Genomic DNA, 12049 nt, shown 5'->3' on the forward strand with positions numbered 1-12049 from the left:
CCGGAAGCTAAGCCTGCCAGCGCCGATGATACTGCCCTGCACGGGCGGAAAAGTAGGACACCGCCGAACACAAATTACCTCAGCCCCCCGATGAAAATCGGGGGGCTGAGGCATTTTTGCGTTCAGGACGTTTTTGCATTTCGGCGCCGCGGCAATACGTGGCGCCGAAATGGCATTCATCAGTCGAACAGCGTCGGCTCTTCTGCTCCTGATCGGCTCTTTTCCAGATCGAGCAGCAGCCTCTTACGGTCCAGTCCGCCGCCATATCCGGTCAGGCTGCCATTTGCCCCGATAACGCGATGGCAGGGCACGATGATGCCGACGGGATTGTGTCCATTCGCCAATCCGACGGCTCGTGAAGCACCCGGTGATCCGACCTGTAAAGCGATTTCGCCATATGAACGCGTTTCGCCGTACGAGATGGTCAACAATGCACCCCAGACCCGTCGCTGGAATTCCGTGCCGACGAGGTCGAGTTCCAGATCGAACTCCTGGAGTTCGCCGGCGAAGTACGCGGTGAGTTGCTCGACGGCCTCTGGAAATGCCGACTCATCGGGCTCCCAGCCCTCATGGCTGGGCTCATATGTCTGATCGTCCATCCGCAGGTGCCGGATGCGTCCGTCGCGACCGGCGATCGTGATGGTTCCGACCGGGCTCTGCATCGTCCTGGTCTGCAACGTGGCGGTCATGCCTGCTCCTGTTGTGGTGATTGCGGTGGGTTGGCGGTCAGGGGCGGCCACTGGTTGACCGCGTGATCCAGGGAGGTCCACAGGTATTGGGTGGCGTAGGCGCGCCATGGGCGCCAGTGCGCACTGTGCTCGATCAGCCGGCGTGAATTGTCCGGCAGCCCAGCTTGTTTGGCTGCAGCCTGAACGCCGAGGTCGCTGGCCGGAAACGCATCCGGATCGCCGAGTCCCCGCATTGCGATCACCTCGGCGGTCCATGGTCCGATACCGGGCAGTTCGGCCAACTGAGTTCTCGCCTGCAGCCAGTCCGATCCGGCGTCGAGCTCGAGGGTGCCGGCCGCGAGTGCATCGATCAGCGCCACGAGCGTGCGCCGGCGGGATTCGGGGAAGGCCAGGTGGCTCGGATCGATCTCGGCCAGTTGCGTGACGGACGGGAAGACATGGGTCAGGGTGCCCACCGGGTCGTTGATCGTCGTGCCGTACGCCAGTGCCAGCCGACGCGTGTGTGTCGCAGCGGCCTTCATGGACACCTGCTGACCGATCACCACCCGTAGTGCCAACTCGTTCTCGTCGACCGTGCGGGGGATGCGCTGCCCGGGCGCCTTGGCGACGATAGGGGCAAGGTGCCGGTCGGCATTGAGGACATCGATGACGGCCTCAGGATCGGCGTCGAGGTCCAGGAGTCGCCGGCAGCGGGCGATGGCGGTGGCCAGATCCCGGAAGTCGTCGAGGATCAGCGTGCACTGCACGTGGTCCACGCGTGGCGACAACCCGACTATGCCGGTGCCGTTGGGGAGCCGCAGGGTGCGCCGGAACGCGCCGTCGTGCACCTCTTCGACGCCGGGCACCGCACCGGCCGCCAGGTGGCCGAACACTCCCTCGTAGGCGAAGGGTGTCCGCACCGGTAGCCGGACGGAAAGTGTTCCCGTGCCGGGGGTTTCGTTGGGTTCGAAGCGCGCTTGGGCCCGTTGCCGGAGTTCGGTCGGCGTCAGTGCGCAGACTTCGCGAATGGTGTCGTTGAACTGGCGGATGCTGGAGAATCCCGCGGCGAACGCGACGTCACCGAAGGGCAGTTTCGTGGTCTCGATGAGTACCCGCGCGGTCTGGCTCCGTTGGGCGCGGGCGAGCGCCAACGGGTTCGCGCCGACCTCGGCCTGGAGCAGGCGCTCGAGTTGTCGAGTGGTGTAGCCGAGTCTGGCGGCCAGTCCGGTGACGCCCTCGCGATCGACGGTGCCGTCGGTGATCAGTCGCATGGCGCGGGCGACGACGTCGGTGCGGATGTTCCACTCCGGTGACCCCGGTGATGCGTCGGGTCGACAGCGCTTGCAGGCCCGGAAGCCGGCCCGCTGCGCTGCCGCGGCGGTCGGGTAGAAGCGGACGTTGCGGGCGAACGGCGGCCGGACAGGGCAACTGGGGCGGCAATAGATACCCGTGGTGAGGACGGCCGTGACGAACCAACCGTCGAACCGCGCGTCCTTGGATTGGACTGCCCGGTAGCAGCGGTCGAAGTCGTCGTACATGTCTTCGACAATGTCATGCGGCAGACTCGAGTACTAGCGGAAAATCGACATCAACGTGGCTGGCGAGACATATTTAATCATTTGTCTCGTAAATGGCTGACGTGCGAGTTCCGCCCTGTTATAACTGGAACGCGTTCTAGTCGGGGTCTCGGGGTTCAGGGGAGTTGCATGTCGATCAACAGTCGTGATGAGTTGTCAACTGGCGCAGCCAGATTCGTGGGCCGCGTTGGCGCCTTGGCGGTCGCCCTGGGGATCGGCGCGGCAGTGGCGAGCAGCCCTGGCATCGCCTTCGCCGCTCCGAGTGACGCCGCGGGGGCGCCGTCGGACACTCATGCCAAGAGCGAGAGTCCGGCCAAGAGCGACGGAGACAAGACCGACACGAGCAAGCCGAAGAAGGACAAGGGCACCAAGCGTCCTGGCATCGTGAATCCGGGTAAGAAGTCGTCGAAGCGGCCCGCGGCGCAGGCGGATGTGGAAAAGCCGTCGGCTGCGAAGGATGCGACCGACACCGGCAAGACATCTGAGCCCGACGCGAAACCCGCGACCAAAAAGGTCACCAGGACGCCGGTCGTGACCTCGGCTCAGAAGCCGACGAAGCCGCAGGTGGCCGCGACGGCCAAGGCGGACGCGCCCGTGAGCTCTGTGCCGCGCCTGCACGCGGTCGCGCCGGTGGCGGCACTGGGTGCGCCCGTCGCAGCGGCGAGAGCGGCGGTGTCGCACGCGCTCTCGGCCGTGGGCCTCAACGGGGCGGCGAACGCGTCCGGGAACCCCGTCGCGCCACTGCAGAACGCCGCGTTGTCCGCGCTGCTCGGCGTCACCCGCCGCGAGACGGCATCCACCTCCGCGACAACGGCATTGGCGGCCGCGCCGTCGTCGCTGCAGAGCGTGCCCACGGTGCTCGGCACGTCGCAGCAGTTGGCCGCCGAGCGGAAAGCCACCGCCATCGTGAAGACGGTGCCGATGCAGATCATGAAGGCGATCATCAAGTTTGCGTTCCAGCTGAACGCCAAGCAGCAGTACTCCCAAGTGGGCGGACCGGACCAGGAGAACCTGGACCAGCTGAACCAGGCGGTGGACGAATACGCCCAGCAGGCCGCCATGGAGTACCAGCTGCTCAACCCGATGCGGCCGACGGTGCTGGAAATGGTTATGCCGCCGCATGATTGGTTCGGCCAGGCGATCACCGGCACGCGTATCCTGTACGACAACCCGGACACCATCTACCGGATGATGGCGGTCAATTCGACGTCCACGTACGTGATCAGCGGGAAGTTCGGCCCGGGGGGGCGCCCGGCGGAGACGACCTTCAGCGTGCTGACGGGCCTCGGCGGCAAGACGGCCGCGGTACTCAACGCCAAGGACATGCAGATCAACCCGGACGGTAGCTTCACCGTGACGGTGAGTTCGCGTCCGGCCGAGCCGGGCCAGACCAACCATCTGCAGATTCCGACCGACACGACCTTGATCGTCGCGCGGAACACCCTGTCGGACTGGAACACCCAGGATCCGATGAGCTTGTCCATCGAACGGGTCAGCGGCCCGCGCAACAGTCTGTTCGCGCAGATCGGCGGCTTCGACATTCCCGGTCTGGGCCCGGCTGTCTCCGGCAACCCGTTCCTGACCAACCTGGTCTCGCTGGTCCCGCCGCTTCCGGTGATGCCGCGGTTCCTGCAGGGTTTGGAGGCGTCGGTGATCCTGGCGCTCGGGTTGCGGATGGAACCGCAGTACATGGATGTGGCGACGAAGGATTCGTCGGGAAAGACGAAGCCGCCCAACGTCTTCACCGATCCCGAGAGCAACGCGACGTTCCTGTCGACCCAGGTGCAGAGCCCGGGATACTTCCAACTGGCCGACGACCAGGCGCTGGTGCTGACCATCAAGCCCGGCGACGCCGGCTACTTCGTGGTCCCGGTGACCAACGACTGGACCATCACCAAGAACTACTGGGATCAGCAGACCAGCCTGAACATCGCGCAGTCGGTGGCCAATGCGGACGGCAGCTACACCATCGTGGTGTCGCCGACCGATCCCGGTGTGGCGAACTGGGTGTCCACCGGTGGCCTCAACCAGGGGACCATCTCGATCCGCTTTCAGGACATCGACACCACGGGTACCAACCTGCCGAAGGTGAGTTCGCAGGTGGTGGCGCTCAGTGATCTCGGTAGCGTGCTGCCGGCCGGGACGGTGTATGTCACTGCGGCGCAACGGCAAGCGGCACTGGATGAGCGGAAGGCCGGCTACGACAAGCGCTTCGCGCCTTACCCGCAGGTGTGATTCACCACTCGTGGTTCGGGCACTGCACGTCGACGTAGACGGTCGCGGCCACCGGGCCGCCCGGCTTGAAGTTGCCCGGGTTGTTCACGCCGGTGACCCAGCAGATGTTGAGCGGTTTGACGTCGAAACCGTTGGTCCAGTTGATCTGTACGAGGTAGCCCTCGGCCTGGAGGTTGTTGATGACGTCGGCCGCCGAGCCCCCGGTGTCGAGGGTGGGATCGGCCGCCGCCTGCGGAGCGAGCGCGAACGCCACGGCGAGCGCACCGACAGCTGCAGCCATGACGGGATATCGCTTCATGCTCACCATGATCCTCCGGATCTGTGTGAAGCAGATGTGAATTTCAGGCCAGGATCGCCAACTGCGTCGGTTCGGACAGGCCACGCAGCGTCACGGTGTCGCCCAATGCCCAGTGCGCTCTTTCGGATTCGCTGACCGCGTCGAGCATGTCCGCGGCGGCCGCCAGCTGCCCCGGTACCGACTTGGCGAGCTCGCACAGGCGGGCCGCCTCGTTGACCGGTTCACCGATGACCGTGTACTCGAACCGCTCCTTGGCCCCGACGTTGCCGGCCACCACGGTGCCGGCCGCGACCCCGAGGCCGGCCTGCAGTTCGGGCACTTCGTCGCGCAGGCGTGACGCGATGGCCCGGGCGGCGGCGAGCGCGTCACCCTCGGTGCACTGCAGCGATACCGGCGCGCCGAACACCGCCAGCACCGCGTCGCCCTCGAACTTGTTGACGAACCCGTGGTGCCGGTCCACCTCGTCGACGATGACGGCGAAGAAGCGGTTCAGGAGGTCGACGACCTCGACGGCCGGGCGGCTGGTCACCAGCTGGGTGGAGCCGATGACGTCGACGAAGATCACCGCGGCGTGCCGCTCTTCGCCGCCGAGTTGCGGCTTCTCCTGTTCGGCGAGCGCCGCGACCTCACGTCCGACGTGCCGGCCGAACAGGTCGCGTACGCGTTCGCGTTCGCGGAGCCCGTGCACCATCGAGTTGAATCCGCGTTGCAGCTGGCCCAGTTCGGTGCCGTCGAAGACGACCAGATCCGTGGTCAGGTCGCCCTGCTCGACTCGGCTGAGTGCCTGTCGCACAATGCGGATCGGGCTGGCCGTCAGCCAGGCCACGATCCACATCAGCAAGGCGCCGAAGACCAACGCGAACACCGCGAGCACCAGGACGGCGAACGCGAATTGGGTTGGCGTGAGCGTGCTTTGGGTCAAGGCGAACACCGCGGCCAGCAGCACGCCCAGCATCGGCACGCCGGAACCGAACGCCCAGACGACCATGGTCCGGCCCATGATGCCCGGTGACAGCCGCGACGGCGGCCGGCCGGCCTGCAGGGCGTCGGCGGCAACGGGGCGCAGCGCGAACTCGGTGTACAGGTTGCAGCTGGTGGATACGACGATGCCGGGGAACGTGACGCCCAGCAGCAGTTTGGGGATGAACTGGGTGTCATGCATCGCGTAGAGCGTCGTCAGCAGTACGGCGCCGGCGCCCCACAGGGAGAGCAGCACGCGCGTCAGCTGGCCCGGGGCGCGGAAGGTGTTGCGCTGGTCCTCGACCGTCGGCGTGCGTTCTTCGATGGCCCAGCGCACGCTCTGGATCACCCTGTTGGTCGCCCACACCACGCCCACGAGGAAGGCGAACACGATGTACGCGGGCGCCACGATGGTGGTGATCCACCAGACATCGGCCCGGAAGACGTTGGGGGTCGGGAACAGCACCGTCTCGATGAGGATCGAGACGCCGACGCCGATCATGTTCGCGACGATCACGAAGGTGGTCAGGATGAGTTGGATGCGGATGCGTCGCCGGCGCTGGGTCTCGGAAACGCGGCCCAGAATCCACGATCCGTATTCGGGTGTGGCCTGCAGGCTGCTACGCGGGGTGATGGCTTCCCGTATCCGTGCCAGGCGCGTCGTCCCGGTCTGGTCCGCAGTCATTGGCCGTCAGCCTAGTTCGTGGGGCGGGTCCGGACCGGGATTCAATACCCCTAAGGTGGTTCGGGTGCGTCTCGTGATCGCCCAGTGCACCGTTGACTACGTCGGACGTTTGACCGCACATCTGCCGTCGGCCCGTCGCCTCCTGTTGTTCAAGGCGGACGGATCGGTGAGCGTGCACGCCGACGACCGCGCCTACAAGCCGCTGAACTGGATGACGCCGCCGTGCTGGACCGTCGAGGAGGCGCCGGTGGACGGCGTTTCGGCTCTGGTCTGGGTCGTCGAGAACAAGGCCGGTGAGCAGCTACGGATCACGGTCGAGGACATCGAGCACGACTCCAGCCATGAGCTCGGGGTCGATCCCGGCCTGGTGAAGGACGGTGTGGAGGCGCACCTGCAGGAGCTGCTCGCCGAGCATGTCGAGCTGCTGGGTGTCGGCTACACGTTGGTGCGCCGCGAATATCCGACGCCGATCGGTCCGGTCGACCTGTTGTGCCGCGACGAGACCGGTGCGTCGGTCGCGGTGGAGATCAAACGGCGTGGTGAGATCGACGGCGTCGAGCAGCTGACGCGGTACCTGGATCTGCTCAACCGGGACAGCGTGCTGGCGCCGGTGGCCGGGGTGTTCGCCGCTCAGCAGATCAAGCCGCAGGCGCGCACACTCGCCACGGACCGTGGAATCCGTTGCGTCACTTTGGACTACGACAAGATGCGCGGCATGGACAACGACGAGTTCCGGTTGTTCTGATGCCTCGGCGACGTCCGGAGCGGCCTCGGCGCGATCCGCCGCCACTGCTCGGGCTGTCGTCGCGCCGGGTGGAGACCGGGCCCGACGGGTATGACTACGAGGTGCGGGCCGTCGCCGGTTCCCGCGCGGTCAAGACCTATCGGTGCCCGGGATGCGATCACGAAATCCGCCCGGGCACAGCGCATGTGGTCGTGCTGCGGGTCGACGACGCCGAAGACCGCCGGCATTGGCACACGCCGTGCTGGGCGAACCGGGGCAACCGGGGACCGACGCGAAGGTGGTCCTAGCTCGAGCTCAGTGCTCGGCATCCTTGGCCGGCTCGACCAGTTCGATCAGCACGCCGCCGGCATCCTTCGGGTGGATGAAGTTGATGCGCGAGTCGGCGGTGCCGCGGCGCGGGGCTTCGTACAGCAGGCGGACGCCGTCGGCGCGCAGACGCTCGGACAGGGCGTCGATGTCGCTGGTCCGGTAGGCCAGCTGCTGCAGGCCGGGGCCGCGGGTGTCGATGAACTTGGCGATGGTCGACTTCTCGTCGAGCGGGGCCAGCAGCTGAATCTGTGCGCTGCCGACGGGCGCGCCACGGACGGAGAGCATGGCCTCACGGACGCCCTGGTCCTCGTTGACCTCTTCGTGCAGGACGATCATGCCGAGGTGGTCGTGGTACCACCGGATGGCGACGTCCAGATCCGGCACGGCGATCCCGACGTGATCAATAGCGGTCACGAGGGCGCTGGCCAGCGCCGGACGGGCATCGACGTGTTCGGTGGTCATAACGTAAAGGTAACCTGATACGACCGAATTTGCGCCTGTGGGATCGGCCACATTAGCCGTTACAGATTTGTTGGAGGATGGAAATGACGACCTCGGTAATTGTTGCTGGAGCCCGCACTCCAGTTGGCAAACTGATGGGTTCGCTGAAGGACTTCTCGGGTAGCGACCTGGGTGCCATCGCGATCAAGGGCGCGCTCGAGAAGGCCGGCGTCGACGCCTCGCTGGTCGATTACGTGATCATGGGCCAGGTCCTGACCGCCGGTGCCGGGCAGATGCCGGCCCGCCAGGCGGCCGTCGGCGGCGGCATCCCGTGGGACGTGCCGTCGCTGTCCATCAACAAGATGTGCCTGTCGGGCATCGATGCGATCGCGCTCGCTGACCAGCTGATTCGCGCCGGGGAGTTCGAGGTCGTGGTGGCCGGTGGCCAGGAGTCCATGAGCCAGGCCCCGCACCTGCTGCCGAAGAGCCGTGAGGGCTACAAGTACGGCAACGTCACCGCGCTGGATCACCTGGCGTACGACGGCCTGCACGACGTGTTCACCGACCAGCCGATGGGCGCCCTGACCGAGCAGCGCAACGATCAGGACAAGTTCACCCGTGCCGAGCAGGACGAGTTCGCCGCGCAGTCGCACCAGAAGGCCGCGGCCGCGTGGAAGGACGGCGTCTTTGCCGACGAGGTGGTTCCGGTGTCGATTCCGCAGCGCAAGGGCGACCCGATCGAGTTCGCCGAGGACGAGGGCATCCGCGGCAACACCACCGCCGAGTCGCTCGGTGGCCTGAAGCCGGCGTTCCGCAAGGACGGCACCATCACCGCGGGCTCGTCGTCGCAGATCTCCGACGGCGCCTGCGCCGTCGTGGTCATGAGCAAGGAGAAGGCCGAGTCGCTCGGCCTGACCTGGCTGTGTGAGATCGGCGCGCACGGCGTCGTCGCCGGCCCGGACTCGACGCTGCAGAGCCAGCCGGCCAACGCCATCAAGAAGGCCGTCGAGCGCGAGGGCATCACCGTCGACCAGCTCGACGTCATCGAGATCAACGAGGCCTTCGCGGCGGTGTCGCTGGCCTCGACCAAGGAGCTGGGCGTCGACGGCGCCAAGGTCAACGTCAACGGTGGCGCCATCGCCATCGGTCACCCGATCGGCATGTCCGGTGCCCGTATCACGCTGCACGCGGCGCTGGAGCTGGCCCGCAAGGGTTCGGGCTACGCCGTCGCCGCGCTGTGCGGCGCCGGTGGCCAGGGTGACGCCCTGATCCTGCGTCGTCCGTAGTTTCCCGCGAGGTGTGAACTACGCCTCGTAGTAGTCAGCCCGTCACTCGGGCACAATGGCGCCATGAACGCTGTTGTGCCCCGGGTGGCGGGCTGGTTTCGTTTGATCGCTCTGGCCGAGGCCGTCAGCTGGGTCGGGCTGCTGACCGGCATGTACTTCAAGTACCTCGGTACGCCACGCACCGAGATCGGCGTGCAGATCTTCGGCATGGTCCACGGCGTGGTGTTCCTGGCGTTCGTGGCCACCGGGCTGGTGGTCGGCTGGGCCGCGCGCTGGTCGCTCGTGACGTGGGTGGCTGCGGCGGTGTCCAGCATCGTGCCGCTGGCCAGTGTGGTCTTCCTGCGCTGGGCCGAGCGCAACGGGGCGTTGGCAGTCGGTGCCGCTGCCGCAGAGGCCGAACCGGAGACGTCGGCCGTCGCGTGACAAACTGGAGAGCGTGACTCGTCCGCGTCCTATCGGTCCCGCGCTGGCTGGCGCGGTGGACCTCTCCGCGCTCAAAAACCGTCCCGCTGAAGGTGCTGCCGGTGCCGGTGGCGCACCCGGTGGTATCGAGATCACCGAGGCCAATCTCGAAGCCGAGGTGCTGATCCGCTCCGGTGAGGTACCGGTCGTCGTGCTGCTGTGGTCGCCGCGCAGCGACTCGAGCGTCCAGCTGGGGCAGACCCTGTCCGCGCTGGCCGCCGAGGATGGCGGCAAGTGGTCGTTCGGCACCGTGAACGTCGACACCTCTCCGCGCATTGCCCAGATGTTCGGCATCCAGGGCGTCCCGACGGTCGTCGCGCTCGCCGGCGGCCAGCCGATCACGAGCTTCGAGGGTGGCCAGCCGGCCGACCAGCTGCGGCGCTGGGTGGACTCGCTGCTGCAGGCGACGGCCGGCAAGCTCGGTGGCGGCGGCGAGGGCGAGGACGAGCAGGTCGACCCCGCACTCGCACAGGCCCGCGAGTTCCTCGACAGCGGCGATTTCGACGGCGCCCTGGCTGCGTACCAGGCGATCCTCGATGCCGACCCGAACCACGTCGAGGCCAAGGGCGCCGTGCAGCAGATCGCCTTCCTGCAGCGTGCGTCCGCGCAGCGGCCGGAGGCCGTGCGTCTCGCCGATGCCTCGCCCGACGACATCGACCTGGCTTTCGCCGCCGCCGACGTGCAGCTCTTCCAGCGTGACGTCGACGGCGCGTTCAATCGGCTCATCGCACTCATCAAGAAGACCTCGGGCGACGACCGCACCCGCGTGCGGACCCGGCTCATCGAGTTGTTCGACCTGTTCGACCCGGCCGACCCCGAGGTCATCGCGGGCCGGCGCAATCTCGCCAACGCGCTCTACTAGGCATCACTGAGCCGGCACAGAGGCCCAGAAGTCGGTGACGGCTTGAGCGATCAGGTCGGTGTCGACCAACAGCGGGCCGACGTGTCCGGCGCCGGTGAGTGCGACGACGCGTGCGTCGGGCATGGTGGCGGCCGTGGCGCGGGCGTGGGCGGGGCTCCAGTGCTGGTCGCCGAGATCGCCGGTCATCAGCAGCGTCGGGACGGTGACGGCGGTGATCTGCTCGGTCAGCGCATGCCAGCTGTGCATGTATTGGATTGTGCGCCTTACTGATTCGCGGTCCATTGCGCGGAACGCGGCTTCGAGCTCGGCCGCCTGATCGGTGCGCGTGGTGTCGGCGCCACCGAGAAGCACGTCGAACAGAATCCTGGTCAGCAGGGGATCGGGTCCGAGCAGCCGGTAGGCGACGGCGAGCGGGTACGTCTGGGTCCAGCGCTGACGTCGGCTGACGGGCCGCAGCGGGGCGGCGATGGTGGTCAGGCTGCGCAGCCGGTGCGGTTGGGTCGCGGCCAGCGTGATGCCGACGTGTCCGCCCCAGGCGTTGCCGATCCAGTCGACGGTATCGAAACCGAGTGCGTCGATCACTTCGCCTGCGGCACTTGCACATTCGTCGAGGGTGAAATCCCGGCGGATGGGGCTGCTCGTGCCGTATCCGGGTCCGTCGATGGTCACCACCTGTCGCTGGGCGGCGAGGGTGTCGACGAGCGGACCCCAGCTGCGTGAGTCCACCCAGAGGCTGTGCCACAAGACGGCGGCAGGCCCTGTCCCGGTGCGATGTACGTGCAGATCTCCGAGGCTGGTCGGGACTTGGGTGTCGAGTGTCGTCATCGCGACCTCCATACAGGTTGTATGCTGCTACCATACAACCTGTATGGTCACCGTCAAGGGGGATTCGCGGGAGCGGCTCGTCGCAGTCGCGACCGAGTTGTTCGGCGAACAGGGCTACCACCAGACCGGTACCGAGGAGATCGTCCGCCGTAGCGGCGTCACCCGTGGCTCGCTCTATCACCATTTCGCGGACAAGGAAGCGCTCTTCGAAGAGGTCTTCGACCGTGCCGATCAGGTGGTGAGCGGGCGGGTTCGGGCCGCTGCCGCGGCGGCGGCCGACCGCGGCGAGGACGCGTGGTCGGTGTTCCTCGCCGGCTGGGATGCCGTGCTGGACACCGCGGTCGATGCGCCGCTGCAGCGCATCCGCGTGGTCGACGCGCCCGCGGTGCTCGGCTGGCAGAAGTGGCAGGAGCGCAACGCGCGGTACACCCTGGCCAATATCGAGGCCGGTCTCGTCAGCCTGCTGGAACAGGGTGTGCTTGCGCCGCAGCCGATTTCACCGCTGGCCCTGCTGCTGATGGGACTCAGCAACCAGGCCGTGGCCGCGATCGCGGGCGCGCCTGATCCCGTTCGCGCGCGCCGCGACATCGGTGCCGCGGTGCGTCGCCTGCTTGACGGGCTGCGCACCTAGTCTCGCGAGCAGACGTAAAACTGTCGATTTCACCCACAAATCGACAGTTTTACGTCTCCTCACGG

13 protein-coding genes are annotated in these 12049 nt (G+C 67.0%); 7 read left to right on the top strand and 6 right to left on the bottom strand.

Annotated features, from left to right (window positions below):
* Nucleotides 1-179: 179 nt before the first annotated feature.
* Nucleotides 180-689 (bottom strand): methylated-DNA--[protein]-cysteine S-methyltransferase, encoded by a 510-nt coding sequence (locus ACJH6J_RS25110; RefSeq protein WP_406802743.1) that lies wholly within the window; start codon nt 687-689, stop codon nt 180-182.
* Nucleotides 686-2206, bottom strand: a complete 1521-nt coding sequence (locus tag ACJH6J_RS25115) for a DNA-3-methyladenine glycosylase 2 family protein (protein ID WP_406802742.1) — start codon at nt 2204-2206, stop codon at nt 686-688. The genes ACJH6J_RS25110 and ACJH6J_RS25115 overlap by 4 nt, the downstream gene beginning before the upstream one ends.
* Before the next feature lie 168 nt (nt 2207-2374).
* Between ACJH6J_RS25115 and ACJH6J_RS25120 the strand changes: the two genes are divergently transcribed.
* Nucleotides 2375-4480, top strand: a complete 2106-nt coding sequence (locus ACJH6J_RS25120; protein WP_406802741.1) for a DUF1214 domain-containing protein — start codon at nt 2375-2377, stop codon at nt 4478-4480.
* A 1-nt stretch (nt 4481) separates the two neighbouring features.
* Here ACJH6J_RS25120 and ACJH6J_RS25125 read toward each other — a convergent pair whose 3' ends face one another.
* Both ACJH6J_RS25125 and ACJH6J_RS25130 read right to left on the bottom strand, forming a co-directional pair.
* Nucleotides 4482-4778: a hypothetical protein gene (locus tag ACJH6J_RS25125; RefSeq protein ID WP_406776204.1), complete on the bottom strand. Its 297-nt coding sequence runs from the start codon at nt 4776-4778 to the stop codon at nt 4482-4484.
* 43 nt (nt 4779-4821) lie between these two features.
* Entirely contained in the window at nt 4822-6423 is a 1602-nt protein-coding gene (locus ACJH6J_RS25130) for an adenylate/guanylate cyclase domain-containing protein (RefSeq protein WP_318987093.1), read from the bottom strand.
* 64 nt (nt 6424-6487) lie between these two features.
* Here ACJH6J_RS25130 and nucS point away from each other — a divergent pair, with 64 nt between their 5' ends.
* Both nucS and ACJH6J_RS25140 read left to right on the top strand, forming a co-directional pair.
* Nucleotides 6488-7168: an endonuclease NucS gene (gene nucS, locus ACJH6J_RS25135; RefSeq protein WP_020102410.1), complete on the top strand. Its 681-nt coding sequence runs from the start codon at nt 6488-6490 to the stop codon at nt 7166-7168.
* A complete protein-coding gene (locus ACJH6J_RS25140) occupies nt 7165-7455 on the top strand; it encodes a hypothetical protein (protein WP_406802746.1) in 291 nt (96 codons plus the stop codon). Before nucS ends, ACJH6J_RS25140 begins: the two co-directional genes overlap by 4 nt.
* Nucleotides 7456-7462: 7 nt before the next feature.
* Here the strand turns inward: ACJH6J_RS25140 and mce are convergent, their stop codons facing one another.
* The gene (gene mce / locus ACJH6J_RS25145) at nt 7463-7939 is read right to left on the bottom strand and encodes a methylmalonyl-CoA epimerase (protein ID WP_406802739.1); all 477 of its coding nucleotides are present in this window, start codon (nt 7937-7939) and stop codon (nt 7463-7465) included.
* Nucleotides 7940-8022: 83 nt separating this feature from the next.
* On the opposite strand from mce, the gene ACJH6J_RS25150 reads away from it, so the two are divergent.
* The 3 genes from ACJH6J_RS25150 to ACJH6J_RS25160 all read left to right on the top strand — a co-directional run bounded on the left by ACJH6J_RS25150 (nt 8023) and on the right by ACJH6J_RS25160 (nt 10528).
* A complete protein-coding gene (locus tag ACJH6J_RS25150) occupies nt 8023-9204 on the top strand; it encodes an acetyl-CoA C-acetyltransferase (protein WP_318987095.1) in 1182 nt (393 codons plus the stop codon).
* Between the two features lie 63 nt (nt 9205-9267).
* On the top strand, nt 9268-9627 hold the full coding sequence (locus ACJH6J_RS25155; protein ID WP_318987096.1) for a DUF3817 domain-containing protein: 360 nt from the start codon (nt 9268-9270) through the stop codon (nt 9625-9627).
* Between the two features lie 13 nt (nt 9628-9640).
* Nucleotides 9641-10528 (top strand): tetratricopeptide repeat protein, encoded by an 888-nt coding sequence (locus tag ACJH6J_RS25160; RefSeq protein WP_212812486.1) that lies wholly within the window; start codon nt 9641-9643, stop codon nt 10526-10528.
* 3 nt (nt 10529-10531) lie between these two features.
* Here ACJH6J_RS25160 and ACJH6J_RS25165 read toward each other — a convergent pair whose 3' ends face one another.
* Nucleotides 10532-11353 (bottom strand): alpha/beta fold hydrolase, encoded by an 822-nt coding sequence (locus ACJH6J_RS25165; protein ID WP_406802738.1) that lies wholly within the window; start codon nt 11351-11353, stop codon nt 10532-10534.
* 43 nt (nt 11354-11396) lie between these two features.
* Here ACJH6J_RS25165 and ACJH6J_RS25170 point away from each other — a divergent pair, with 43 nt between their 5' ends.
* Entirely contained in the window at nt 11397-11984 is a 588-nt protein-coding gene (locus ACJH6J_RS25170) for a TetR/AcrR family transcriptional regulator (protein WP_406802737.1), read from the top strand.
* The last annotated feature ends 65 nt before the right edge of the window (nt 11985-12049 follow it).

Origin of the sequence: Mycobacterium sp. SMC-18 (genome assembly GCF_045310895.1) — a bacterium.
Classification (GTDB): Bacteria; Actinomycetota; Actinomycetes; order Mycobacteriales; family Mycobacteriaceae; genus Mycobacterium.

Coding starts and splice junctions, on each gene's coding strand:
- ACJH6J_RS25120 (WP_406802741.1), top strand. CDS start 2,375: ATGTCGATCAACAGTCGTGATGAGTTGTCAACTGGCGCAGCCAGATTC.
- ACJH6J_RS25150 (WP_318987095.1), top strand. CDS start 8,023: ATGACGACCTCGGTAATTGTTGCTGGAGCCCGCACTCCAGTTGGCAAA.
- ACJH6J_RS25130 (WP_318987093.1), bottom strand. CDS start 6,423: ATGACTGCGGACCAGACCGGGACGACGCGCCTGGCACGGATACGGGAA.
- mce (WP_406802739.1), bottom strand. CDS start 7,939: ATGACCACCGAACACGTCGATGCCCGTCCGGCGCTGGCCAGCGCCCTC.
- ACJH6J_RS25155 (WP_318987096.1), top strand. CDS start 9,268: ATGAACGCTGTTGTGCCCCGGGTGGCGGGCTGGTTTCGTTTGATCGCT.
- ACJH6J_RS25165 (WP_406802738.1), bottom strand. CDS start 11,353: ATGACGACACTCGACACCCAAGTCCCGACCAGCCTCGGAGATCTGCAC.
- ACJH6J_RS25110 (WP_406802743.1), bottom strand. CDS start 689: ATGACCGCCACGTTGCAGACCAGGACGATGCAGAGCCCGGTCGGAACC.
- ACJH6J_RS25115 (WP_406802742.1), bottom strand. CDS start 2,206: ATGTACGACGACTTCGACCGCTGCTACCGGGCAGTCCAATCCAAGGAC.
- ACJH6J_RS25170 (WP_406802737.1), top strand. CDS start 11,397: ATGGTCACCGTCAAGGGGGATTCGCGGGAGCGGCTCGTCGCAGTCGCG.
- ACJH6J_RS25125 (WP_406776204.1), bottom strand. CDS start 4,778: ATGAAGCGATATCCCGTCATGGCTGCAGCTGTCGGTGCGCTCGCCGTG.